Here is a 24,959-nt window from a genome sequence, read left to right on the forward strand (position 1 = left end):
AAGCACTTGGCGGTTATCTAAGAGCAGCGGTATCATTCGACAACAGATACAGTCTGCACGAACCAACACCAGACCAAATGGCGCAGTGTACCACGAAGTGTCGCCGACACGATTAATTGTTTCTGAAAATCATATTGGTGATATTTCTAAGGTATTCCAAAGCCATAATGGAACTCTTAATTTATTAAACAAGAATTTTTGGCAACATGTTCTGCCACATCGTCACATTTATGACGCAGCAAAAGCACCAAGTCCTAAAGCAAACATGCGAAAAGCTTTTGAGAATGCGGGAGCTGAAAAAACAACAGCCTGGCCGTGGGAGTAATATTATGAAACTTAATGACTTATTTATTGCTGATGGGATTATTGAGCATTACAGCTTTGAAAATAACATCTTATTGCTTTTGTTTAAAGACTTTAGGGGTTCTACTTACACTTTGAAATTCAACGGCTGTACCAGCATTGAAGAAAGTGGCAGTGTTGGCTTTAGCTTATGCAAAGCGAGTAGTAGCAATAACGAATGGACTGTTTATGATGATGACGGTCAAGTTTTAGCTGTGTCGTTTTCTTCAGTTGAAATTACCAAGAAAAGTTAAGCTATATATCAATCGTGAATTGATTGTATTTGTCGGGCACTATTTTGATTTTGCTAGAGACAACAAAGCCCACACTCATGGGCTTTATTTCTGACCTAGGCTTCCAGCTCGCTCAGCCTATTGTTCTGCGAGGTACTCACTGACGATGGCCTTGTGTTTATTGATTTTGGCTGGTCGATGAGTAATCGTATGACGGCTCAGCTGGCTTGTGACGCGCTGATAATGGCGCTGTTCCGCCGTAGATTCCCGAAAAACGTGATTGTTCATAGCGACCGAGGCAGCCAATATTGTTCACATGCTTATTTAAATCTGATTTAAAAACATAAACTTATCCAAAGAGTGAGCCGCAAAGCCTGCTGCTGGGACAATGCCTGTGCAGAAAGCTTCTTCCATTCACTGAAGGTTGAGGCCATTCAATACGAGCCAATCATGGACCGAGAAACCATGAGAAAAACCGTGTTTGAGTATATAGAAGTTGATTACAACAAAACCAGAAGGCATAGTTCACTTGGCTATTTAAGCCCTGAGAATTTTGAACTGAAGAATAGTGCTTAGTTAAGTGTCCAAAGTTAGCGGATCAGATCAGGGTTGACCAGTACACTTTGATTTGGTATCTAACATCATATATCATTACTGTGTTAACTATTCACACAAATAGGTGTAAACATGTCAAGGACAACCAGTGTTACTATCGGATCACAGTTAGATGAGTTTGTCGGTCAGCTTATTTCGTCAGGTCGCTACGGCTCGACAAGCGAAGTTGTTCGTTCTGCCTTACGACTATTAGAAAGACAAGAAAACCAGACCATAGCTTTGAAAATGGCGATTGAAGCTGGTGAGCAAAGTGGTGAATGCACATTATCACTTCATGACATCGCTGCAATGGTGAAACAAAAGCACAATGTATAAACTTTCCAACCTTGCTGCCGAAGACTTTGAGCGAATTTTTGAATACACCTTATTGAACTTTGGTGTTAAGCAAGCGGATGACTATACAGTAAGTATGCATAAGGCTTTGTTGGCAATCACTGAGCAGCCTCTAATGGGGCATGAGTGCCCTGAAATTGCTAAAGAACTTCGACGTTATAATCATCATAAACATGCGATTTTCTATAAAAAACAGCCTTATGGGATCTACATCCTTCGCATCCTTCATCAACAAATGGAACCATTACGGCATTTTTATCCAGATATTGACTAAAGCCCAACGCGCCAAAAATGTAAAGTTAGCTTTTACATAGCTCAACTCTTTGCGAGCTTGTTGGATCATGGCTGTTTAATGGCAGTTAATGTGAGTCCGCCAAAATGAATGCAAGCCCGTTGTTAGTTAATCTGCGCCCATTGGCAATTAATTTGAGTTGGCGGATTTGCTTATCGAGTTACCGCCGTTGACTCCAGCGGTCGAAAAGTAGAAAAAACTGGTATAGATCCAGATGAAATCATAAAAGAAGTAAAACAAAACGCATTATTAATAATGAAAACTGTTTAACGACGAGAGATAGGCATAACACTTTTGCAATCAGCTCCATTTCCTGGGGCTTTTTCTTGTCTAAAACTGGGCAATTTGTCCAGCAGCCTGGGTAGTCGTGACCAGTAGAAGTGTTCAGTCTCTAACAGCCGTGTGCGCGATTCGGTGCAGCGCCACTATGTGGCGGCACTGGAGAAAAGTAAGCGTCTGGGCAACTACACCTATCTTTTAAAATTCCAAGGTAACAGGCTGTCGATATCCGGTGCTGGTTGGCACAGTTCATTAAGACAAACCATGATGTAATCAAATGGCACTAAGCCATTAACCTTTGCGGTTTCGACAATGCTGTAAAGCGTGGCGCTGGCATTAGCCCCATTAGCCCCATTAGCTGTCTGACTGAATAACCAATTTTTTCGGCCAATCACAAACGGTTTTACTGCTCGCTCAGCACGATTATTATAAATACTCAATCTGCCATCATCAACATAACGAATGAGTTTGTGCCATTGATTGGCCAGGTAATTAGCTGCCTCTATCAGTTTGGTATTACGCAAACGGTGGGCTGAAAAGAATTTAGCTCAAATCTAATCTGACGGAGTCGCCAGAAAAACGGGTAATTGTCAGAGCAGATCTGAGCGTGTACACCGTTATCAACCAGTATTTGATAAGACAACAGCCGCTCAACAACCCTGCGACAGCACAATAATGAGGGCAGGGAAGTGTCTCAAATGGCCATTTTTAGCCAAGTAAATGTCTCAGCGCTAAAGTGATTTATGCTTAAGATTCTGAATTTTATTTGAAAAAACCTATAGCAATGTGTGAGTCTATTAGGGGGCACATCATCATTAGATGAAGCGCTATTGATGCTTAACCCGTTACCGAACAATGCCTGAATCGTTCACTCCTTACGGTAAGCTAAGCGTGATGTTTATCGTCAATCCGTCAATGGCACGCATGCGCCTCTGTGTTCGCTCCGCCTTGCACAGGTAGCATTCTTCTTGTACCCCGTACTTAAAAAGGTCACGTTGCTCTACAGGTAAAGTTGTATACTTTCGGGCCTTTTATTTTTCTAACTTTTTACTTTGGGATAGGCGATATGCGAATACTCATTACCGGTGGTGCAGGGTTTATTGGATCGGCATTAGTGCGAATGCTGATTGAGCAAACGGAGTCAGTGGTGCTCAACTTCGATAAGCTGACCTATGCGAGCCATCCTGAATCTCTTGCGGGTGTTGCTGATAGTGAGCGCTATCATTTTGTGCAGGCAGATATTTGCGATAGGGCAAGGTTAGACCAGGTGTTGCAGCAATTCCAACCCGATCTTGTGATGCATTTAGCGGCCGAAAGCCATGTGGACCGTTCAATAGATGGGCCCGCGGAGTTTATTCAAACCAATATCGTGGGAACTTACACACTGCTCGAGGCATGCCGTAGTTATTATAAAACTTTAGGGCAAGCACAACAGCGCCGTTTTCGATTGCACCATATTTCCACCGATGAGGTTTATGGCTCCCTTGGAAAGACGGGGCTATTTAGTGAAACCAGCGCCTATGATCCTAGTTCTCCTTATTCTGCCAGCAAGGCATCGGCGGACCATCTTGTTCGCGCCTGGCATCGTACCTATGGTTTACCGATAGTTATTACTAACTGCTCTAATAACTATGGCCCTTTTCAATACCCTGAAAAACTAATCCCTTTAATGGTGAATAATGCGTTATTGGGAAAACCACTACCCGTTTACGGCAATGGCCAGCAGGTGCGGGATTGGTTGTATGTAGATGATCATGTTAAGGCATTATTTTTAGTCGTCACTGAAGGGCAACTAGGGGAAACCTATAATATTGGTGGCTCAAATGAATACACTAATCTTGCTGTGGTGCAGCGAATTTGCGATCTCTTAGAAGAGTTAGTGCCCACTCATCCGCAGTCTCTGGCAATGAGTGGCATAGGGTTTCGTGATTTAATACAACATGTTGTTGATCGTCCAGGCCATGATGTGCGCTACGCCATTGACGCGAGTAAAATTCAACGTGAATTAGGTTGGCAACCACTCGAATCCTTTGATTCAGGCCTGAGGAAAACGGTCGAGTGGATAGTGCAAGCGGTCTAAAATCCACCGCGTAATTGATGTCAGAGTACTTTTAGGACCCAATTTAATTGGGTTTATGTCTAAGCACACTATGCATAAAAAACGAGGGATCAAAGATGATTGTTGGCAATGTATTTTGTACACAATGCAATATTGTGGTTGAAATCGTAAACCCAAATGGTGGTGGACGGATTTGTTTAAATTGCGGTAATCATCATTTGCATCGACGTTTAGGCCCTGAGAAATGCGGCAACTGTGGTAGTGAAAATACTAAAGAGATGTTTTTTTTGGCTGGCAGGGAAGATGAAAAATGCCCCAAGTGTAACCTTGGTTTACTGTACTTTCGTATCTAGGTTTTAGTTGGGCGTGGCAGGCAAACCAGGTTAAAGACGATCATTGGGCCATATGCGGCTTGCGGCTATCTTGATGAACGCTATAAGTGTATCTATTATGGATGGGATTGTTTACGGTTACGCAATATTGGACTTTTAATGAAACATAAACTTTGGCTCTTTGGATTATTCTCTTTATTGATAATGGGCAAACTGAGTGCCGCCCCACAGGAGCTTGAGTGTGTTAATTATTTTTCTAAATTAGAAAAGCCAACTGCTCAATCTCAATTTGAGACTTATACAAAAGTGGGTGAGTGTTTAAAATATTTACCAACAAATCGCGTTTTATTAAAAAATATTATTAATACTTACAAGCTTATTTTTCAAGTCAATCCCTCCCATTACCACTTAGAATCGTTTATGCCTTTTTATATTGAAAATCAATTAATTGTTGATGAGGCTGTTCGTGATGTTGTTCTCGATGAGGCGGAGAGGCAGGAGTTTTTTTTACGATTAACAACCGCCAAAAGAGAATTCATTGAGGGGAATGGCTGACGGCTGACTTGTTCAAATATCTATATTTATGTTGAGCGCCGATTTTCGAACTAAGATTAACGATTAATCTGAGCACTAGGTTAATAAGCATACCCGTGCTCAAGTGAGTTTATTAAGTAATATGAGTTGTATTTGAACTAGATAACCAGAAAAAGGATTTCTCAAGTTGAAGCACTCTGTTAATCATGGGGAGCAGGCTAATCTACCTCAAGATGGTAATGTTACCGCAGCTTGGTTAGCACCTTTATTAAGCTTGCTAAAGGTTAAAGCGGACGACACGGTAGAGCAATGCTATCAAAAAGCAGATGAAGTCGCGAATCACTTAGCACCTCATACTCGACGTCTTTATAATTTTATTTTGGTATTCCAAGGGCTTGCTGTGCTCGCCCCATCCCTTTGGCTGATTATTTTACGTGAGCAACTGAATGTTTCTATTGCTGCGTACAGTGTAGTGTTTTGTACGATTAGCTTATTGATCATCAGTTGGTGGGTGCGTTGGCGGGGGATGCAGCGTTTGTGGGTTCGAGCCAGGCTGGTGGCGGAGATCGCGCGCTCGCGTATCGCAACGGAGGGTATTGATGGCAATCTCACTTTTGCAGCACTACGTCGTTCCCCTATGCTTCAGACCGTGGCACTGGCACTGCCTTCCTCACCACAGTCATCTGTTCGCGATGTTCAAACGGTAAAACGAAACTATGTTTTGAATCGCTTGAATGATCAGCTGTCGTACTATCACCAAAAACGGCATGACGCGTTAAATCAACGTCAGCAATTGAGCAAAGTCGTGACGCTATCACTGGATGCGGCACTGTTTTTAGCGGTAGCAGGTGTTGCGATTGCATGGCGTGATGAAGCGACGATATGGCTTAACTGGTCTTATTCTGATTATGTATTTGGCTTTGTGGGGACATTGCTACCTTTACTGGCGGTGTTAGCGCAAATGCGTGGTGCGCAGCTTGAGCTTAATCGGCGTATAGGTACTTTTGCCCAGCAAATAGAATTACTCAGTGCCGCGAAAAAAAATCTTGAAGCGACAATCGATGCAAAACAAATGCAGCAGATCGTCGAAGACGTCGAGGCCTCGTTGTTGGCTGAAGTCACGGAATGGTTCTATCAGGCTGAACATAATGAACCTTACTACCGCGCTAACCGGGATAAAGCCGAACTAAAAGAATGGCAAGCGGCTGTGGTTTTGCGCCAAAGTATGTTGGCTCGCTTGCTTGGTACGCTGGAGTACAGTGCGGGTTTTATTGGCCGAGTGGTATTGGGCCGGGTGGTGGTGGTCGCGCTTTCTATGGTGCTAACGACGGCGTTTATTCAATATAAGCGTGCTCCGGAAGACCCTGCTATCCAGTCGGTACTTCGCCAGCAAGACGGCCGTTTGTTTAGCGCTCGGAGTGAAGGTAATCCCTATGGCTTGTGGCAGCAAGGCCAGTTAGCGGCGCAAAACGGCACTGTCGTATTGGCGCATGGCTTGCACGATGGCGTGGATAAAAGCCGTAGTAAAGGGCACTGGATGACTCGGCTGGAAACCGCTATTGCATTACGCACTGCGCCGCAGGTACCCGATATAGTGTTGGTAGATTGGCAAGAGGCGGCTAAACCATCGGGTAACACTGACAGTGCCCTCGATACCTTGGCGCTTAATGCGATGGGCATGCCACAAGCAGCGCAAGATATGCTTAACGATTTATCTATGATCCGCCCGCAAGGTGAGCGTATTGGTGAGTTGGTTGGGTTTAAACTGGCCCGTGCTATACGAAACGGAGCCATTTCGCGCGACAAACCGCTGCATTTAATTGGCCACAGTGCAGGCGGTTTTGTTGTGTTACACGCAGCACTTGTGCTCAGTGAACTTGGGTTGGCGCCAGAGCCTATGCAGGTAACTATGTTGGATACGCCGTTTCCGCTGGTGGCCGATCTTGCTAAGGCTGCGTCACACTTCCCGGTCGATTTTTATGTCACTTCATCGTTAGCGCAGGGGGTACCTGCCGATCAATTTGTGGTTGGCTTTAACCGCTTTGATATTACTCCACCGCCAGAGATAGATCCTTATACTGGCGCCCATAGTTATGCCCATAGCTGGTTTATTCAGTCGGTGTTAGATAAGGGGAATGCTGAGGGATTTTCCGCCTCTCCCTTATTAATTGAATAGTAGGTTGATAGGTAGTGTTTTTAAAAATCAAAAAGTTAACTCTAGACTCTCCTATATCTTTAGCTACGGCACGTGGTTTTGTTGATTTAACCCATAGCTGCGCGCAAAGCCAAGCTGTCTCTCATCTAACACTGGTGTGGTGAGCTAGGTCGATTAGTTTTTGTAGGAGTTATGTGGTTAGTTTGTTATTAAATTGATAGAGACGTTGGCTATTGAATATCTACTTACTACACTGTAAACGAAAAAAATAACAATGGTAAAGGGAGTTCAATATGCTTTACGAATGGGTCGATTTTTTCCTGAAAATAAGCTGGTTGTCGGTGTTTGCCGCCGTTTTAACTTTGCTAACTAAACCCAAAGGCGCTCGATTTTTTCTATTGGTTGTGGGTCTTATTTGCATGGCAATGTTGGAACTTAATTATGCCAATAGTGATTTTGACTCGGGATATTACGACAATCCGGTGTGGATTTTCTCACTGATCATTGGCAATAGCACTTGGTTGCTTGCTGGCTTGTTGTCGCTGTTTTATCTGAAAAGCCATTTCTTTGGAACTGGCAGTAAAGATACGGGCAGCATTAAAGATGCGCTTTCAGTCATTCCTGTGACCGCTGATAATCCGGCAGAAGCGCTAAATTCGGCGAGACAAGCATTGTATCTGGAGGTCGAGACAATTTTAGCGCAGCTCAAACTACCAGACTCTGCCAATATCCAATTATTACAATCTCAAAACTATTCTGCGGTAACCTTTGTCAGCTTGTCGATGTTTCAACCGGCTTTTCCCGACGGTGCCTTGGCTAATAAACTTGGAACTCAGTCGTTGGTTTTGATTCGCTTGGATGCACATCCGTTTATGCGTTTTCCGATCACCTATTCTATCCGGGTAGAGTCGTCATATAAGCTGCAGGAATTTTCCGATGTATATCAAATTAGCCTAGAGCAACTGTCAGGTTTGATCACGCAGTTGCTGCAAGGGGAACGCTGGCACTTTAAACCAAAGCGTTTGAAGCAAGCCCCCATTCAAGTTTGGCGTCCGGCTAATAAACCCCGCGATTACAAACAGTGGCGTGGTGTGGATATCGTCATGATGGTGATACCACCATTACTGATTTTTCCGTTGCTGCGCAGGATATTTTTTGGCAAAGCCAAGCGGTTGAAACTGACTACAGGTAAACCCTCAATTGAGCCTAGACAGTTATTACAACTTGATTCATGGCAGGTGGCGATTAAGGGATTGCAGGCTTATGCAGAACAACTAGAAACCGAGTTTGTTAACGCTATGCAGGCCAATACTAGTCAGTTCGGCAAATTAAACGAAGAGCTTATTTGGTATTGGGGTGTTGACGGTAAAGTTGAGCGCAAACAATATGTGTTCAGTATTGGCAGGGCGTTGGTGTTTATTAAAATCTATGCGTACGGTGATGATTTGTATATCGGCTGGGATGCGCATGTCAATGCCGGCAGCTGGGCAGAGAAAAATATTGGTGCAGGCTATGCTCATCACGATGGCACTCGCTTGGATGTGTACAGTATTGAATCTGAATGGCATCAGCCGAACGAATTCGATATCAGCGATGCAAATTTTGCGTTGGAGACTGTGCATGCCACTTTGGTAAAGCTAACTAAGCGATTGATTAAAGAGCGCGATGTGGATCAGGATATTGACTTCACCATTGTGCGAGAGTCCAGGTCTGGTGTGTTGAATTCGCAGCAAAAACCTGCCAGTAACGAGAAAAAGAAACGCTTTATGAGAACAGGCTAACCGATGTCGCCAATGCCATACAGGGCTAGTTATCAACTGGCTCACCAAAACATTGTACAAAGCCTCTATTTGCACAAATCAGCACGCAGTGCGGCTGGTTTAGCTTGGCTGAAAGACATACTGTATCAACTTGCGCATTCAGCTGTTGAGGCATTTTCGCTTAGACTGGTTTGTAAGCCTGAAGAGGTCAACATCGGTCTGTACCTGAATGCAAGTGATGAGCAGCAAGCCGAACTGGATCGTTTTCACTTTTCCAGCTTGGTTTGTAACCAGGCGCTGGCTGATTTTTCTGTTAATAGCAAAGCGGCGTTTGATGCATTTCATGACATGGCGTGTGGCGATGAAGTTTTGCGGCTTGAAAATCTCCATTCTCTGGCTAATGACGTCACGATTCCAACCCAATTGCACTTATTTGAGTTGCTGAATTTACTGTTTAATCCTGATTTTCCCGGGTTGTCAGATCTTACTATCCAGTTCAATCTGATCGCGGTTACAGCGCCAACAGAAGTTGAGCGTACCGCTAGGAAACTCATGGTGAAACTGGATTTTGAGAGCAATATACCAGTCAACATTAAAACACATATCAAAAACAACCTGACTCAAAGTTTAAATGCGGGATATGAACTTGATACTTTGCTGAATTTTTCGGCAGGTAAGCAAGAGCAATTACAGCAAATTATTGATGATTTTCAGTACCAAGCCCTAAAGCCTTTCGGCATAAAAAACGTTCCACTGCAAGCAGATGAGTTGGCGGAAGATCTCTTTTATTCTGCATTACCGCTTTCAATGCTGGATGAAACAGACCCATTAACTCGTATTGCCCGTTTATTTGACCTGCGTGCAGCACTTAAAGCATTAACTCTGGCTTCAGTGTCAGCGTCCACACCGCAAGCAAGGGCAGATCAAACTGGGACGCTTGATGTGTTTATCAGCTACTCGTCAAAGAATTTTAATCAGGCATTGGCGGTATGCCACGGGTTGGAAAGCGAAGGCATTTGCTGTTGGATGGCGCCGCGTGATATTGGTCCCGGTGAGTCGTATGCCGCAGCCATTGTTAAGGGAATTGGCGCCTGTAAAGCGTTCGTGCTGGTGTTTTCCGATGCATCTAACGCGTCGCAGCATGTGCTGCGCGAGGTGGAACGTGCAGTCAATGCCAATAAGCTAATTGTGCCGTTCAAAATAGAGCCGACCGAACTCGAAGCGGATTTGGCGTATTTTATCAGTATCTGCCACTGGCTTGACGCGGTAACCCCCCCGTTAAGCTCACATATTGCCAATTTGGTGGCAACGCTTAAAAAGCAGCTAAGTTAAATGAAAAGTAAAGCACAGAGCTACTTCGTTGGTGCTGGTATTGCGTGGAGGGGGGAGATTGATGCTAATTCCTGAAATAGAGCGATATGTCCACTAAACTGCAACACTTTGGTTTGCGCTTACATCAGCAGGTAGGAAGCGAAAATCTATATGAATTGATGGTAGATCATCAGCCGTACTTATCGGTTTTGCGCGACTATGAAGTGCCGTTTGCCGGACGTATAGCAGGTGCGTATCAGCCAGGATTGAGTTTGGCGTCGCTAACCAATAATAACGGCACCCTTGTGCCTTTTGTATGTACCTGCAGTGAGCCAACGTGCTGGTTTATTAAGGTGCAGGTTGAGGTGATTAAAGACATGAATGCTGATTATGTTATTTGGCATTGTTGGAGTAACCCTTACCGGGCTGATAAAACGAAAGCTGCTGCCGGGCTGTTCTGGGATTACTCAGATCTACTACCATTAGTGTTTGATTTTGAACAGTATCAGGCGGAAATTACCCGTGTTACGGCACAGCAATAGAGGCTAAATAATACCGCTGGAATGTGTTGGTAATAATGGTATTTGCTTTTTATGTTTTCGCGCTCTAGGAGTTTTTTTGAATAAAGTACATCAACCTATTTTAACGGATATACCTCTGTGTTTACGCGTTGGAGTGACTGGACATCGGGATGCTGCGTTGGCGGCGACTAACCGTGCAGCACTTGAACAGGTCGTTGCAGAGATTCTGTTGCAATTGTCCCGTGCCGCCAATAATGTTCTGTGGCGTTATGCAGGAATTTACAGCGGTAACACTGCGCAATTGCAGGTTACTTCAGCGTTAGCTGAAGGTGCCGACCGTTTGGTGGCCCAGCAAGCATTAAATGTAGGTTGGGCTTTGCACGCATTATTGCCTTTTTCGCCGTTAAGTTACCTGCAAGATTTTGAGAGCCAAACATCAAAAAATGCCTTTACAGCCTTGCTCGATAGAGCAGAAGTCGTGACCGATTTAGCGTTTGACCACGATACTGCTCAGTTGGCTGGATACGAGGCGGTAGGCAAGGTACTAGCGCGTAATATTGATGTGTTAATTGCACTGTGGGATGGCAAACCCGCTCGCGGCCCCGGCGGTACGGCAAGCGTTATCGACATGGCGCTGCAAGAAGGGGTTCCGGTAGTGTGGGTCGGATTGTCTGACGATGTTCCGGTACAGTGTATCTCGCCAAGCCTTGGCATTATTCAGCAAGCGCCTTGGCAGATTTGGCTGGGGGATTATGTCGAAAAAACGCTGACGCCACCGCTTGAAAGCACCAATGTATTAGAAAGCAAAGAGCTGTCTCAGTTTGTAAATGCCAGTCCGGGGAGGTTTCGAAAAGGTTGGTTATACCCGTTTTTTCAATGGTGTATTTCTGGCCGGATACCGCAAAAAACTGATTTTTTGCAGTCAGATGTTCAGGACTTAACGCTTCGGGAGTGGCAAACCTTTAGCGAGAACACTGCGGCTGAAATGCCCGACACACAAGCCAGCGCTGTGATTCATCAGCACTATGTTAAAGCCGATTTAATGGCATCAATGCTTGCACAGCAATATCGTGCGGCCAGTATACTTAATTATGTGCTTGCCTCTATGGCGGTATTAATGGCGTTATTGGGCTTGCTATTAAAAGATCTGAAATTAGTGTGGATCTTATTAGAGCTGAGCCTAATTCTGGGCATGCTGGGTAATACCTACATTGGTAAAAGTCATCGCTGGCATCAGAAATGGTTAGATTATCGTTTATTGGCAGAGCAGCTGCGTGTCGCACGGTATTTTGCTTTAATTGGTGCTAACAGCTTAAAACAACATCGATTGATATCATCGTTTTATCAGGCGCAGCATGTGTCCTGGGTTAACTGGTATTTAACGGCGGTGATCCGTTCGGTAAATCTGCCAGCAGGGCAGTTAAATAAAGCGTGTACCGAACAATTTAGCCTTGGGTTAACTACCCAGTTAAATGCTCAGATTGTTTATCACCATCATACTGCGGCTCGGGCGCATAAAGCGGATCATCGGCTGCATATTTTGGGCGAAGTGTGTTTGTACGGTACTTTATTGGCCTGTTTAGGCTACTTAGGTGTGGCGGTTTTTGCCGGAACGGTAACCTACAATGTGGCAACCTGGGTGACTTTTATTACTGCGTTATTGCCAGCTTTTGGCGCATCCAGTTATGGTTTACGCGCCCATGGTGATTATGAAGGCATAGCTCACCGTAGCGAGTTAACCGCCGCGCAGTTAAGCGATATCGCCGAGCGGATGACCTATTCTGAGCATGACTTGGCAAGCTTATTAGCCCTATCAGAGCTGGTGCGGCAGGTTAAAAGCACCGAGCTAAGAGACTGGCGCGTAACGTTTGAACGAAAAGCTTTGGCGATACCGGGATAGATTTACCTTTGTACGGTCTTGGTTGCTAGGTCAATCAGTGCTTGGCCTGATGGCAATAATGGATAGCCTTGAATGTAACCACTGTCCATTACTAGATATAAGGTCTGTGTTTGCAGATCTATTTCTGCTGTAACAATCTTTTCACCCATGTTATCGGAAGCGGTTATTTTACCAATAACACCAAGGGCATCAGTATTCCATATCAATACTGTGCGTCCCTTAATACTGAGTGTGAATGGTCCTGCAACCGTTAAGCTGGCGTTGTCCACCTCCTTGTCCATGTCGCCATCATCATCTTTTAGCGTACTAATAAGGGCGCCGCTGTTTTGCCAGGTTTGTAAAATACCTTGCTCAGAGAGGGTAACCAAGCCATCAATTGTTGTTTTGAAATCGGCAATTTTGCCGCTTGTGGTGATAGTGGCATTGTGGCTTATGGATGTTCGCGTTAGGGTATCAATACTAAAATCACCAGTTTTTAAAAAAATGAACTGCTGATTAGCATCATGTTGTTGCTTGCCCTCAGATGTCCCAAATACGCTATTTGAGTTCACCAAAACAGAGGTGTATACAGTTTCATGATTGACTGCAGACATCACCACAGTTTGGTTAAAATTGTCATGCATTAACCAGTCGTTATTAACATCAAGGCCATCAACTGAATTAGGTAGTAACTTACCAACCGGTTTGGCAGGTTCAGTCAGATCCCATAGATATTGATGTCCTTTGGCGGAAACTGACAGTAAATGATTCGGCGCAGTAAAAGCCAGAAAGGTTTCGCTGTTGCTTGCTAGCGTTGCCAATGGTTCGCTGCTGTTGAGGTCAAACAGTTTAGATTGAAAGTCGAAGTATTGACTCACTCTAGCAACGACCTTAGTGCCATCTGGTGAACGAGCAAGAGTTTGAAAATCGCCCTCTATTTTTGCAATGCGCTTGCCGCTGATTAAGTCAACCGCAACAATTCCATTGTCAGCAAACCATAACTGTCCCAATGCTTCATCGATAAACAGTTTCGTTGGGTCATAAAAACTTCCGTCTGTGGGTATATCGGCTAAACGCTCTCCTGTTAGGGTATTCCAGCGCTTAATACCATCCCATCCAGCTTGAATAAGTTGATGTTGTAACTGGGAAATTTTAGTTACCCCAAGATTAAGTGCATTTTCTACTCGAAAGCGCTGTTGTAGCCCATTTTTGTTAAATCGATAAACTTCACCACTTATAAACACCATGAGAATGTCTTGCTGTTCATCCGTAAGCAGTAAGAAGGACTCTTCCTGATGGGGTTGTTCTATTTCAAGCTTATATTCGCTAACAACGGCGCCCGTTATGAGATCTCTAATGTGAGCGGTCCAATTTTGGTCAACGCTGGTGATGAGAGTGCCTTGATCATTGATGCTGAGGCTACGTAAGTGTTCTTGTGCAAAGAGTGCTTTCTCTGGTTCGGTAGACCTAATGTTTTTTACCCAGATCTGGTTGTCTTTATCCATTATTGCCAATGTTTGGCCATCTAAACTGGCAGTAATGTACTTGATTTTAATGGTTTTGAATGGTTCCGTAAGTTTGCCGTTGGCGATATTTAACACCTGAATATTGCCATCATTGTTTTTACAAATAATGGATTTAGAGTTACGCCGTAAAGGTAGTAATGGCTCTGTGGCATCGCACACTATACTTGCCGGTATTGCGGTGTTACCCAGCAATGAATAGGTTATATGTTTACTAAATTGCAAAACATGGTTATCTGTTACCTGTATAAAGCCATCGTTGAATTGTTTGTAAACACAGGCATTTTTGTCGGTAAGCTCTTTGGCATTGAAAATGGATCCGTTTTTTTGCCAATCCCAGTGGCACAGCAAGCCGTTGTTATGCCATACAATGAGTTGTTTTTGGGTATCAAAGCCATATGCTAAGCCACTAAAATTAAAATGGTTAGCCAGTTCTTTCGCATTGTCTAATGCGTAAATACTCGCTCTACTTGAGTTGCCTAGCGCAAAATATTGTTGCTGGCGGTCTACCACGACTTGTAAGCCTGAATAGTAATTATCCAGAGTCCATTGTGGTGATGTGTTACCTAATTTCCATAGGGATAACTGTTGGTTGTCTGCGATTAAAAAGAAGTCTAGATTTGGGCTGGAATAAACAATCTTGCTGTCTTTTGTATAAAAGGGCAATGCGATTGGTGCTTGTTGGCCAGTACTGAGATTTAGTAATACGGTTTCGTTTTCATTGAGCACAATTACATTAGTTTTGCCGCTGATAATCTTAGTGTGCTTGCCCATTTCCCAGTCATGTAAAAGCTGTTTTTTGCCTGTGTTGATGTTAGCACTAAAGCTTTTCCAACGTGTTTGCTCGTCGTTGTACTCCAGCATAAACAAGCTTTGGTCAGGCAAGATGGCACTATGAATTAATTGCCAGTTTTCTTCCGCTTCAATTGCTCCACCCTGTTGGTTAGGCTTTAAAACAAACACGCGGGCTGCCGTAGTAATGAGTGCAGTCTCCCCCGATGACGATAGTGACAATCCAACGTCTTTGTCTGAAATAGTCAACTTAGCTAGGGTGTTACCCGTTTTCAAATCCACATAATAAATGTTACCCGATAGTTCTGCCCATAAAGCAAAGTTCCCGTTATCGGAAAATATCCGTTGTTCGGGTAATGAGGTCATCATCGATAACGGTGCGACATCTTGGCTATCAATCATCACTAGTTCTTGACTTAAGCGTTGCATTTTTTGTTGCTGACGTTTAAGGATATTGCCGCCGTCGGTTGCGATTAAAGCGATAATGGGATCGGTCTCATTTTCCTGTTGCCATTGCATATTGGTTATATCAAAGGTGCGCCACTGGCCATAATTGCTCTGCACCGCGACAGCATTTTGGCAGAGTGAAGAGATCAGTTGGTGACTTAGTGGAACAGGTGCAGGAAAAGGTGAATAAGCAATGGGGTCTGTTAAATGCTCGGGCTTTAGCACATAGAGACTTTCAGCATCAATAAAAACCAATTGTTGCTTTGGGCCAAATTGCATATTGGTAATAGGGCGGGGGTGGGGTATCAAAAGCAATGATTTTTGCTGCTTGTTGAGCAGGTATAGATTCCCTTCTCGTGTTAATAATGCACTATAACGGCTATCGGAACTGGGGCGATATTGGTATGGAGTCCCTTTGAACTGCAGTGGCTGATAGGCCAGTTGGTCTGTTAAATCGAATGCTTTGAGCTGACCGTTATCCAGTGCGATAAGTAAACGGTTATCTTGGGGGATTAATACGCTATCGGGTATATGTGCCTTGCGGCCATAACTAAATGGTTCTGTCTGCTTGTCTTGGTATATGGGTATTTTTTTGCTCGTTACCGTATTGATGAGACTGACACTGTCTTCAGTTTGCACTAACACGCTTTGTAAATTTTGTAGTGATTGGATATCACCATGTTGCCCCAGAAATATAATGTCGAGCCGATCTGTCGCCTGGGTGGTCAGTTGGGTCTCGCTATCAAAAGTGTAAATGGTGTCATCATCGTCATTAAAAAAGACCAATTTGGTATCGTCTAGGCTGAGTACCTTTGATACTTTAGGTTCAAATTGTTTTTGGTAAGAGCTATTAACAATGCTGGCTGCATTGGTATTTTCATCGACAAGAAAAATACTGCCATTCTTAAATGCATAAGCAGAATTAATTGCTTGGTAGCTATTCAGTCGAACTGGTATTGATTCGGGTAGTGCAATTTGTCTGGCGTTGACTTCGGAATTGAGTCCGCTGATATAAAGCTGATGCTTATCAGGGTGTTTAACTTGAATTAAGATGTTGTCTGAGTTTTGTATCGGGATGACCTTTTCCACATCAGACCAATTAAATGTGAGCATTTTGGGCGTAACATTAATATTGTCGGCTAAATTCCAGATTTGGTTATCAGCAAACAAGTAATTTCCATCCGCACTGAACTGAATTTCTTTACTTACATAGGCATAAAATTCAAAGCGGCGTTGGCCGGATTCGATATCCCAACCTGCAACTTTATTATTGGCATCCAGAGTGATGAGTAACGGCTGCGTGGGGTGCATTTGCATGCGATTAAAGGTCGTGTCGTGGTTGATCAACTCTTTTTTAAAGGTAAGTGTTGATGCTTGCCATTGTTTAATTTTACCGTCTTGTCCTGTGGTAAATAGTTGGTCATGTTTTGCATCGTACGCCAGTATTTGCGTGCCGCCATCATGGGCCAGTACGGCTTGTTGTTCTTTATGTTGGTAAAGTGCCTTAGATAGTACGGCTTCCGCTTTGGCGTAGTAGGGACGATCAAGGTTTGTGAGGTTAGCAGGTAAAGCTTGCAGGGCTTTTTGAATGGCAATTTGGGTATCACCAGCCTTTATAGCGGCTTGGGCTTCTGTTGTCAGCTTTGCACTTTGCTCCAATAGCCGGTTTTGTTCAATATTTTGTGCGTATTGCCAATACCCTAAAGCGGATCCGAACAACAACGTCGCGGCAACCGCGTAGCCAATTAACTGGTTACGTCGCCGTATTTTTTCCCGTTGTTTTAAATCGTTAAAATTTACGCCCAACAGCCCAGCGGCTAATTTTAACAAAGCATTTGATTTACCGTCTTTACCTGCTCTAGCGTCTGCAGCCAAGGGCTCGGTTGGAGTCTCTGTTAATTCGCCATCTTCACCTATTTCATAACGCAATGCATTGGGGAAGCATTCTTGATCTTCTTTTCCCGTAATGACAGATGCATTGGGTTCGCCATCTACCACAATAGCCAAAATTCGATTTGACCGTCCCAAACGTTTAAAGGCTAGGATCTCCTGTTCCACCCACAATGACTTGGCCGAATTTGGTGAGCAAATCACGATTAGATAGGCTGAGCTTTCTATCGCATTAGAAATCACTGCACCTAAATCTGTGGCCGTCGGGAGCTCTTCCCTGTCTCGAAAAATGGGGAAAAGTTTATCCGGCACTTTGCCATCGCGGTTAGGTTTACCCCTTAAGGCTTTAGGAATGGAATATTTTTCTAGCGACTTGTGCAGCCAGTCTCCCCAGAGCTTGTCCCTGTGGCTATAACTGATAAAGGCTTTGTATTTATATTGCGTCATCAGTGTGTTCTCTATGGCAATTAAGTTAGCAATGTTTGCACTAACTTTAGAATTGCAGGATTTGGGCTGACATGCTCAAAATGAACGGTAAGTTGCTTAGCGGCAACACGGATTTTCCCTAGTGGATGTAGCCCAGGGGCAAACAGCGCCTGGTAATGCACCAGCGCCTCGGTTTGCTGGCCAGTGATATAAAGTGCTTCGCCAATGGTGGCTAATTCCCAAAAGTTGAAGCTAAATTGCTGCATGCGTTGTTTCTGCTCAATCATCAGTTTTTTATGCTGAAATTGTTGCACTATGCCCAGCGCGATCTCGCGTGCTTTATCTGAGTTGCCAAGCCATAAGTTTATTGCCGCGGCGTTAATGCCTAAATAGGTATTGCGCTGTTTTGACTGCTGCCAGCCCTTGTCATACAAGCGGCAGGCACGTTGTAGTGCGTTGGTGTTGGTTTGGTCATGCTGCCAAGTTTTTTTAAGTACGCCTGCAAAAATACCTATGGTTTCATCGTCGGTTGATAGCGTTTTGTAAAGGCCGCTTAATTGTTCTGTAGCTTCATCTAGCATGCCTTTTCGGCTGCAATATAAGCCGTTAAGTTGGCGTAGACGTAAATCTTCTGGGTAATGTTGCAGGGTGTGTTGTAGGGCATTACCGGCAAGGTCTAGTTGGTCTTTATTAATTAAGCTTTCAATTAAAATAGAACTGAAAATGGGCGATTTTTGTACCAAAGGGTGTACTAACAGAGCTTGCTCGTTAACCTCTGTACTGGCCATTTGCAGGCTAATGTTATCAACTAACTGATGTAATGCATTGCCCTGCTGTTTGTGTGTGCGGTATTGGTTTAGGCACAGACCAAGTGGAAATTTAGAAAAATACCAACCAAGCCAAGTGTCGAGTAGCGCCAGGGCAATATCTTGATCTTGCGGTTCAACATTCCCCAGTAAATGCCGTACCTGGTTCGCTTGCCGACGCAGTGCATGTGCCCAGTGTAATGTGGCAAAGTCAAAAATATGAAAATCGTTTAAGTATTCTAGGTTCGCAAATACGTTGGATTTTGATTGCTCACCAAACAGGCTGACACCTTCAGCTGACAGTGCTTCCAAAATACGGCCAGCATAAAAAATAACGGCTTCAGTAGCGCCTGCATCGTATACCGCTTGTAGATGGGTTAAATCCTTGTGCAGGGCTAAATGCGCGGTTTCGTATTGCACTATATCGGGTTGATAAAGCTTGATCAGCGGCGTTGCTGCCAGTTTGTGCTCCATGTGGTTATTCCAACTTATTTTTTGGGTTTTAACGTGGTAACAAAGCCAAAGATAATGGCACCCAGTGCCCCCCAAAATAATCCGCGCATTATTGGTGGCACTGGCGGGGAGGAAAAAAACAATGTATGCAGGTTCAGCCCTGTTAAATCGGTTAGTAGGACCAGGGCTGCAAATAATGAACCTAATAGCTTAACCTTGTTAAGTGAGCGTTGGTTCTTTTCTTCTAGATGCATACTGATAAAGGCTTCTATTTCCTCTACGTCGGTACTGAGTTCTTTTAATAGGGAATCAATGTTAAATGTGTTGCGCAGGTGCTGAAAAAAATCGTTATGTAATGTAAGCCCACTCACGTAAGCAAAACGACTGTTAAGCCGATAATTGTAAAGACGGGTGCGGTAGTGTCTTAGCTGCTCTAACTCCTGTTCGTTGGGGTTTCTTAGGTCAATATCAATATTACTACCTTGTGTCATTGCACGTAAAAACACCATTTCACTGTAAACCAAGGTGACAATGGGTTCATAGGCCATACGACACGCCGTTTGTGCAAATTGGGTAATAGCTTCGGGGCTGTTTGGACTTAGCCGAATGAGTGTACAGCAACCTTCAAGCGCAAAATGGTGCACTATGTTGTCAAAAAAACGGTACTCGCTGTTGGTAAATTGGCCGCTAGAGGGAATATAAGCATCTGTGTATTTGCGTGCTAATCGAAATGCTTGTTGCCGGAAGTTTTCATCGTCTGTGCTGTCGTCTACCTCTGCCACAGTATAAGTGTAGGTGCTCTCCCAGTGTAAAGATTTAAGTGACTGAGTATCATTGGTATTTTTTAATGGTAGCAATAGGTGGTTAACTATCCCTGCTAACCCTAATACCGGTGTCGTTTCTTTGTCGGTGTTTGCAGCCCAACATAGTGGTAGGGTCTGTTTGTTTTGTTTATTTCGCGCTAAATGGTAATTCAGTTCTTGTATTTCTAGTGGCGATTGAATGGCATAGTGTGGCTTTTTACCGGGGCTTTGATACGCCACTTCAACAATACATACGCCAATGCCAGTATTAAATATGACGCACCATATTTCACTGAGTTGCAACGGCCAGGTGTGAACTTTATCAACCGGTGCGATGATTTGCTGCTCGCTCAAACGCTGCACTGAAGAGTTAGGTAACCTGACATTAATGCCAGCACCTTGCTGGCCAGGTTTGCCGCCATTTAGCCAGTTTACCCCTTCGGTGCTTAGGGCTAAACATAGGGGGAATGCCTTGTTGTCTTGCTGTGTTGCTGTGCTACGGCCATTAAAAATTTTATGCAGATGATCATCAAAACGTGGGTCAGTTTTGTACTGTGCTGGTTGCCAAATGGGGATGCTGGTATCACATTGGTTGAATTTTTCAGTGTGGATTACTGGCAATTCAAGGGCATTGGCTACATCGGTTAGTGATAACGATTGAATGGTTTTTAGCACCGCGGCTTGGGCGTTTATATCGGCATCTTGTGCAAAACTAAACGGGAAATAAAATCTGACCCAATGTTTCATAATGTTCCTGTAGGTAATTTTTGCGTTTAAGCTATATCAACGCACCGCATATCATTTACCGAGCATATTTTTATTTTGGCTGGAAAGCGGCAGAAAAATGTTGCACCACCTTGTTAATCGGGTTAACTAGGTTAACAAGGCTAAAGTGTAGAGGCTCAGCGTGGTAATTTCTATGTTTAATCACTTAGATTAATGAGATAAATTGTTATGGTGCTAAGAATAATAAAGATAACCCGGTATTAAATTTAAAGAAAAATGCCGACGGCAGTGAAAGTGTTACTGCTTGGGTCGTTGCCCCCGGCAAGCCTGTAACCACCTTCTATGGTAGTCAGATGCAGGAGATAGAATTCTTTAATTAGAAAGAGTGCGGGAGCCGTTATCGATGCGGGAATCCAGTTTTTGAGGTGTTATTAAAATCCCTAATACAATGGACTGTCATTCTTCAAAGATGAACTATCCAATCCTATGTTTACGCAGCATTTTAGGATGTGATTACTGGCATCAATTGTGTATCCTATGTTAACAGGATGCCCTGAATGAAGATTATGATGAAATTGTCAGATGAACAGTTATTGCAAACCTTTTTATTGCTGTGCTATCCCCAAACACCCGCTGAAACGCTGGCAGCTAAGCTGGCTGTAGGCATTAATGAAGCTCAGATAAAGTGGTTGGTCAACCGCCATCGAGTGTGGAATTTGGTTGCTGCGGCAATCTCAAAACTTGACTCGCAATTTTTTTCCACAGATTTTAGACAATGGTTGCAAGAAGCTAGTGCTCGCCGGCAGCAGCAGACACTTTTACAATTCAAAGTACAAACCGAGCTCGCTAAAGCGTTGGATGAAATTGGCGTTAAGTACCAATTTTTTAAAGGAATTGATCTCAGTTTACGACTGTATGGCGATTTAAATGGCCGTTATTCGAGGGATATTGATTTATTGGTTTCTGCTTCAGATACGATAGCGGCTGAGCGTATCTTAATTGACTTTGGTTATACGCCATTAAATGATGCATTTACAGATACTGCGCCTGGTCAAGTGATTCGTGGATCCTTCTTTAAGGACAAAAGTTATCAAGCGTCAGGTTTGCCTGTGATTGAGCTGCATACCCGCGTTAATAATGAAGATACTGCCTTTTCTAAGGCCGTGACTGAGGCTTTGTTGGCGGGTGGACAGCAGCTCAATGTGCTTGAGTATCTTTATCTCTGTGTTCATGCGATGAAGTCCAATTGCCATCGAGTTAAGTGGTTGATTGATTTAGGCTGTTATTACGAGAAGCTTAATCAACAGATGCCACATTGGCATGAGCAAAAATGGCGAGAGGCAAAGAAGTTTGGTGTCGTTCGCCAAGTTATTGCCTGCGAATATTTAATGGCACAATGCCTCGGTATTACTGTTGAACCGAAACGCTTTATCGGATTACAAAGTTATAGCAATTGGGTGATGGGCATTTGGTTGGATGAATACAGTTCACTAATTTCGTTAAAGAAGCTGATATTACCTATGTTAATGAATGGCCAATTCGAGCATAGGCTGAAAGCAATTAATCTATTGTTGTTCTGCCCAAACGATGCCGATGTCGCATTTATCAATCGCTACGCCTGGGGTGATGGCCGCCTGCTTAGCCTGTTACTTCCCTTCAGAAAACTCTCTCGATATACCAAGAAAAAATTATTAGGGGCCTAGTTGCAACAGATGAAAACAGTGATTCAAAAGATCAAGGCTTTTGGGGCAAGAGAACGCTTTTATCAAATCGGATTTTTACCCACTTGGTTGCTACTTGGGCTCGCTAGATTAGCAGTGTTGCTGTTTCCGTTCGCTCGAATTGCCCCGCATTTGGGCGTGCCTATAGCTTGTGATAATAAAGCTGACTCGCTGCATCATCAGAGGGATAGGCTCACGAGTGCAGAAATGATCCGGGCGCGCCAGATTTCACGTTTAGTAGTGAATACGGCTCGTTATTGTCCATGGAAGGCTAACTGCTTTGCGCAGGCTATCGTTGCCCGGCTGTTTCTCAGATGGCATGGTTTGCCGTATCGTTTGTACTTTGGTTTACGCCGAGACGATTCCAGCCTTAAAGCGCACGCTTGGGTTTGTTGTAGTGCCATTTTCGTTAGCGGTGGCAATGGGTTTAAACACCACACAGTGGTCGGTTGCTACGGCTCTGAGTGTCATGCCCGTATAGAGGCCAAGGGTTAAGTGCTGAATAAATTACTCATCCGCATCGAGTCCATCTTGCTGAGAAGACGTCCGCTTTTTCGCTATAGCTGGCGTTATTTATTACCTTGTGAGGGTTATATTGCGGTGCATCGTCAGGTGATGCTGCAAAGTCTTAAGCATCGGCCCTGGTTAATCTGTGTATTTGCTTGGTCATTGTTGACCTGGTTTTTATGTTGGCATTGGGTGGTGATGTACCGCGCAATGCGTCGATTCAGGCAACAAGCGGTTGATGCTGGTGTGCCCATTTGGCCGCAGGTGACGGGATTGCTGGCGGCGGGTTTAGGTCAGGGCATTTCGGGATTCGACTATTACCACTTTGCGCTCTATCGGGTGGCACCAACGCATTGGTGGCGGTATGTGTTTGATTTTCAATTGCCCCATTTTCATCATGCCTTTCAAACGCATCCCATTAGCCAAGCTTCTCGGTCGTACTTAAGCTGTAAAGGTATTTTTGCCGAGCGGTTAGCTGCGGCGGGAGGTCATCCCGTTGCCACCATTGCGAGTGTTAACCTGCAAGTGGATTGGCCAATCGATGATTGGCTAGTTATGGCTCCTAAGATATTTATTAAGCCAGAGGGTGCCTCGCGCAGTCAGGGCTGCGTAACAATATCAAAACCTGAGCAGTGGCGATTTGAATATGCTGAAGCTATCTATGAAGGTGCACAAGGGCTCGAATCGCTGAAATCCAGCTTACCCACGGGTGAGTATCTGGTTCAGCCCTTACTTGAACATCACCCTAGAATGGCGAAATGGCAACTGAGTGATAAAACCATCACCTTAAGAATCGTGAGTGCTATGGACGAGGGGGAATTTACCCTTGTCGCTGCTAACCTGGAACTTAATGACGATACCCATAGGCGTTTTAAGGTGTTTGCCGTTGATTTGGTTAACGGAACCGCCGTGTTGGATGCAGAGCATTGTGCGGTGTTGGGTTGGGAGTGTCATGAAGCTAAGGTGAGTCTGCCCCATTGGACTGACGTTTTAGCCGAGATTGAGTTGGCTCATCGATTGTGTGCGGATGTGCATACTGTGGGTTGGGATGCCGTGATCACGCCTAACGGCGTTGTGTTATTAGAGGGAAACCTCAACTGGGGGATCAATACATTACAAATCGTGCGTGAAGCCCCTCTATTGCCCTTGTTGTGTCAGTCTAGTCCCGTGTTTTTGAAATCGATATCCTAGGTCGTTAGCTGAGCATTATAACGATAGCAACTGGTTGGCGATGGCCTTTCCATAATCTGTTAAGGATGAAAAATGCCCGAGTTCAGGCAATTGCATTGTGTAGCTTTGGCATTGATGTTGAAGCCGTTGGTTTAACGCAAAGAATGATTGTTCATGGCCAAATACGCCTATGAGTCGAGGGCGATAAACACTTTGACGCAAGCGTTGAAAGGCTTCAAGTTTTCCGATAGCTGCAATGTGAGCGTGTGCGCTATTGGTTCTTGCAGGGTCTAAAAATAGACATTTGATGATTGGCATGGGGGTGTGGGCAAATTGATCCTCTGGTATATCCCAGCCAAATTTTCCGATACCGGGCGCGGTATTCGATAGCGTTGAAGTGTCAATGCCGAGTGTATGAAGTTGTGGTTGTGATAGTTTTAAGCGCCGATGAGCCGGTTGGATCTGTAAAACGCCATCCTTGTCTGCTTGCAAGGCCACAATGTCGTCGGTAAACACCGACAGGTTTGCGAGCAACATGGCGGTTGCCAAGGTACTTTTGCCCGAGCCGCTATCGGCTAATACGACAATGGCGCCTTTATCGGTTGCAATGGCCATACCGTGAAGGGGAATTTGTCCGCGCAGATGTAATAGAGTCCCAAGCCCTGAGCCTTGTATGGCGGTAATGGTATGTGCCTGACTCAGTGACGGATGAAAATCGAAGAGGATATTGCCTTGTTTTTCGATAAGTAATTTACCGAACAGAGGTTGATTTAATAGCACTCTATGGCCATCAAACTGTAGCTTTTGATTGGGAGAAAATGCTGCCGACAGTATATCTGGGGCGGCACCACGCAGGATGGAGACTTCTGCCTGAAGAGGACTTTGTCGTGCTGGCAAGGGGAGTGATGTTGCGACATTTATGCCGTATATGCGATAAACAAGCTCTTGGGGCACTTTGCTCTCCAATGGATAGAATCTAGTGTTAATAACGCAGGATATGATAACTGAATATGGATCTAATAGAAAAAACAACATGTTTGCTTCAGTATG

19 protein-coding genes and 2 pseudogenes are annotated in these 24,959 nt (G+C 44.3%); 16 read left to right on the top strand and 5 right to left on the bottom strand.

Annotation, left to right across the window (positions count from 1 at the left end; translation table 11 throughout):
• The first annotated feature begins 85 nt into the window (after window positions 1–85).
• The 5 genes and pseudogenes from Q4Q49_RS16365 (at window position 86) to Q4Q49_RS16385 (ending at window position 1,797) form a co-directional block, all read left to right on the top strand.
• Complete coding sequence (locus Q4Q49_RS16365) at window positions 86–325, top strand: hypothetical protein (protein WP_311991517.1); 240 nt, start codon at window positions 86–88, stop codon at window positions 323–325.
• A 4-nt stretch (window positions 326–329) separates the two neighbouring features.
• Complete coding sequence (locus Q4Q49_RS16370) at window positions 330–596, top strand: hypothetical protein (protein WP_311991518.1); 267 nt, start codon at window positions 330–332, stop codon at window positions 594–596.
• 168 nt (window positions 597–764) lie between these two features.
• Window positions 765–1,151: pseudogene (locus Q4Q49_RS16375) on the top strand (IS3 family transposase); the annotation flags it as partial.
• Window positions 1,152–1,262: 111 nt separating this feature from the next.
• Window positions 1,263–1,505: a type II toxin-antitoxin system ParD family antitoxin gene (locus tag Q4Q49_RS16380; RefSeq protein WP_311991519.1), complete on the top strand. Its 243-nt coding sequence runs from the start codon at window positions 1,263–1,265 to the stop codon at window positions 1,503–1,505.
• Window positions 1,498–1,797 carry a type II toxin-antitoxin system RelE/ParE family toxin gene (locus Q4Q49_RS16385; protein WP_311991520.1) on the top strand — a complete coding sequence of 100 codons (300 nt, stop codon included), beginning with the start codon at window positions 1,498–1,500 and terminating at the stop codon, window positions 1,795–1,797. Before Q4Q49_RS16380 ends, Q4Q49_RS16385 begins: the two co-directional genes overlap by 8 nt.
• Window positions 1,798–2,285: 488 nt before the next feature.
• On the opposite strand, the pseudogene Q4Q49_RS16390 reads toward Q4Q49_RS16385, so the two are convergent.
• Window positions 2,286–2,612, bottom strand: a pseudogene (locus Q4Q49_RS16390) (transposase); the annotation flags it as partial.
• Between the two features lie 548 nt (window positions 2,613–3,160).
• Between Q4Q49_RS16390 and rfbB the strand changes: the two are divergent.
• The 8 genes from rfbB (at window position 3,161) to Q4Q49_RS16430 (ending at window position 12,666) form a co-directional block, all read left to right on the top strand.
• The gene (rfbB, locus tag Q4Q49_RS16395) at window positions 3,161–4,174 is read left to right on the top strand and encodes a dTDP-glucose 4,6-dehydratase (protein ID WP_311999869.1); all 1,014 of its coding nucleotides are present in this window, start codon (window positions 3,161–3,163) and stop codon (window positions 4,172–4,174) included.
• A gap of 95 nt (window positions 4,175–4,269) precedes the next feature.
• Window positions 4,270–4,506, top strand: coding sequence for a hypothetical protein (locus Q4Q49_RS16400; protein WP_311999870.1), 237 nt, complete (start codon window positions 4,270–4,272; stop codon window positions 4,504–4,506).
• 138 nt (window positions 4,507–4,644) lie between these two features.
• The gene (locus tag Q4Q49_RS16405) at window positions 4,645–5,040 is read left to right on the top strand and encodes a hypothetical protein (RefSeq protein ID WP_311991605.1); all 396 of its coding nucleotides are present in this window, start codon (window positions 4,645–4,647) and stop codon (window positions 5,038–5,040) included.
• 166 nt (window positions 5,041–5,206) lie between these two features.
• Window positions 5,207–7,195 (top strand): alpha/beta fold hydrolase, encoded by a 1,989-nt coding sequence (locus Q4Q49_RS16410; protein WP_311999871.1) that lies wholly within the window; start codon window positions 5,207–5,209, stop codon window positions 7,193–7,195.
• Window positions 7,196–7,467: 272 nt separating this feature from the next.
• Window positions 7,468–8,955, top strand: coding sequence for a hypothetical protein (locus Q4Q49_RS16415; RefSeq protein WP_311999872.1), 1,488 nt, complete (start codon window positions 7,468–7,470; stop codon window positions 8,953–8,955).
• Between the two features lie 3 nt (window positions 8,956–8,958).
• Window positions 8,959–10,266: a toll/interleukin-1 receptor domain-containing protein gene (locus tag Q4Q49_RS16420; protein ID WP_311999873.1), complete on the top strand. Its 1,308-nt coding sequence runs from the start codon at window positions 8,959–8,961 to the stop codon at window positions 10,264–10,266.
• 86 nt (window positions 10,267–10,352) lie between these two features.
• On the top strand, window positions 10,353–10,787 hold the full coding sequence (locus Q4Q49_RS16425) for a hypothetical protein (RefSeq protein ID WP_311991601.1): 435 nt from the start codon (window positions 10,353–10,355) through the stop codon (window positions 10,785–10,787).
• A gap of 76 nt (window positions 10,788–10,863) precedes the next feature.
• Window positions 10,864–12,666, top strand: coding sequence for a hypothetical protein (locus tag Q4Q49_RS16430; RefSeq protein ID WP_311999874.1), 1,803 nt, complete (start codon window positions 10,864–10,866; stop codon window positions 12,664–12,666).
• A gap of 2 nt (window positions 12,667–12,668) precedes the next feature.
• Here Q4Q49_RS16430 and Q4Q49_RS16435 read toward each other — a convergent pair whose 3' ends face one another.
• From Q4Q49_RS16435 to Q4Q49_RS16445, 3 genes are read right to left on the bottom strand one after another with little or no spacing between them, the layout of a single operon-like run.
• Complete coding sequence (locus Q4Q49_RS16435) at window positions 12,669–17,744, bottom strand: TIR domain-containing protein (protein WP_311999875.1); 5,076 nt, start codon at window positions 17,742–17,744, stop codon at window positions 12,669–12,671.
• A gap of 20 nt (window positions 17,745–17,764) precedes the next feature.
• Window positions 17,765–19,003, bottom strand: coding sequence for a tetratricopeptide repeat-containing protein (locus Q4Q49_RS16440; protein WP_311991598.1), 1,239 nt, complete (start codon window positions 19,001–19,003; stop codon window positions 17,765–17,767).
• Between the two features lie 14 nt (window positions 19,004–19,017).
• A complete protein-coding gene (locus Q4Q49_RS16445) occupies window positions 19,018–20,460 on the bottom strand; it encodes a hypothetical protein (protein ID WP_311999876.1) in 1,443 nt (480 codons plus the stop codon).
• A 608-nt stretch (window positions 20,461–21,068) separates the two neighbouring features.
• Between Q4Q49_RS16445 and Q4Q49_RS16450 the strand changes: the two genes are divergently transcribed.
• From Q4Q49_RS16450 to Q4Q49_RS16460, 3 genes are read left to right on the top strand one after another with little or no spacing between them, the layout of a single operon-like run.
• Entirely contained in the window at window positions 21,069–22,214 is a 1,146-nt protein-coding gene (locus Q4Q49_RS16450) for a nucleotidyltransferase family protein (RefSeq protein WP_311999877.1), read from the top strand.
• A gap of 9 nt (window positions 22,215–22,223) precedes the next feature.
• Entirely contained in the window at window positions 22,224–22,727 is a 504-nt protein-coding gene (locus tag Q4Q49_RS16455) for a lasso peptide biosynthesis B2 protein (RefSeq protein ID WP_311991595.1), read from the top strand.
• Entirely contained in the window at window positions 22,728–23,930 is a 1,203-nt protein-coding gene (locus Q4Q49_RS16460) for a sugar-transfer associated ATP-grasp domain-containing protein (protein ID WP_311999878.1), read from the top strand.
• A gap of 15 nt (window positions 23,931–23,945) precedes the next feature.
• On the opposite strand, the gene Q4Q49_RS16465 is transcribed toward Q4Q49_RS16460, so the two are convergent.
• On the bottom strand, window positions 23,946–24,863 hold the full coding sequence (locus Q4Q49_RS16465) for a hypothetical protein (protein ID WP_311999879.1): 918 nt from the start codon (window positions 24,861–24,863) through the stop codon (window positions 23,946–23,948).
• Window positions 24,864–24,959: the final 96 nt, after the last annotated feature.

The sequence above is a fragment of the Shewanella sp. SP1S1-7 genome (assembly GCF_031932105.1).
GTDB classification, from domain to species: domain Bacteria; phylum Pseudomonadota; class Gammaproteobacteria; order Enterobacterales; family Shewanellaceae; genus Shewanella; species Shewanella baltica.

Bases quoted from the DNA above. Each gene is read 5' to 3' on its own strand.
- Q4Q49_RS16405 (WP_311991605.1), top strand. From the start codon at position 4,645: ATGAAACATAAACTTTGGCTCTTTGGATTATTCTCTTTATTGATAATG.
- Q4Q49_RS16420 (WP_311999873.1), top strand. From the start codon at position 8,959: ATGTCGCCAATGCCATACAGGGCTAGTTATCAACTGGCTCACCAAAAC.
- Q4Q49_RS16415 (WP_311999872.1), top strand. From the start codon at position 7,468: ATGCTTTACGAATGGGTCGATTTTTTCCTGAAAATAAGCTGGTTGTCG.
- Q4Q49_RS16425 (WP_311991601.1), top strand. From the start codon at position 10,353: ATGTCCACTAAACTGCAACACTTTGGTTTGCGCTTACATCAGCAGGTA.
- Q4Q49_RS16450 (WP_311999877.1), top strand. From the start codon at position 21,069: ATGAAGATTATGATGAAATTGTCAGATGAACAGTTATTGCAAACCTTT.
- Q4Q49_RS16370 (WP_311991518.1), top strand. From the start codon at position 330: ATGAAACTTAATGACTTATTTATTGCTGATGGGATTATTGAGCATTAC.
- Q4Q49_RS16455 (WP_311991595.1), top strand. From the start codon at position 22,224: ATGAAAACAGTGATTCAAAAGATCAAGGCTTTTGGGGCAAGAGAACGC.
- Q4Q49_RS16440 (WP_311991598.1), bottom strand. From the start codon at position 19,003: ATGGAGCACAAACTGGCAGCAACGCCGCTGATCAAGCTTTATCAACCC.
- Q4Q49_RS16400 (WP_311999870.1), top strand. From the start codon at position 4,270: ATGATTGTTGGCAATGTATTTTGTACACAATGCAATATTGTGGTTGAA.
- Q4Q49_RS16385 (WP_311991520.1), top strand. From the start codon at position 1,498: ATGTATAAACTTTCCAACCTTGCTGCCGAAGACTTTGAGCGAATTTTT.
- Q4Q49_RS16380 (WP_311991519.1), top strand. From the start codon at position 1,263: ATGTCAAGGACAACCAGTGTTACTATCGGATCACAGTTAGATGAGTTT.
- Q4Q49_RS16435 (WP_311999875.1), bottom strand. From the start codon at position 17,744: ATGACGCAATATAAATACAAAGCCTTTATCAGTTATAGCCACAGGGAC.
- rfbB (WP_311999869.1), top strand. From the start codon at position 3,161: ATGCGAATACTCATTACCGGTGGTGCAGGGTTTATTGGATCGGCATTA.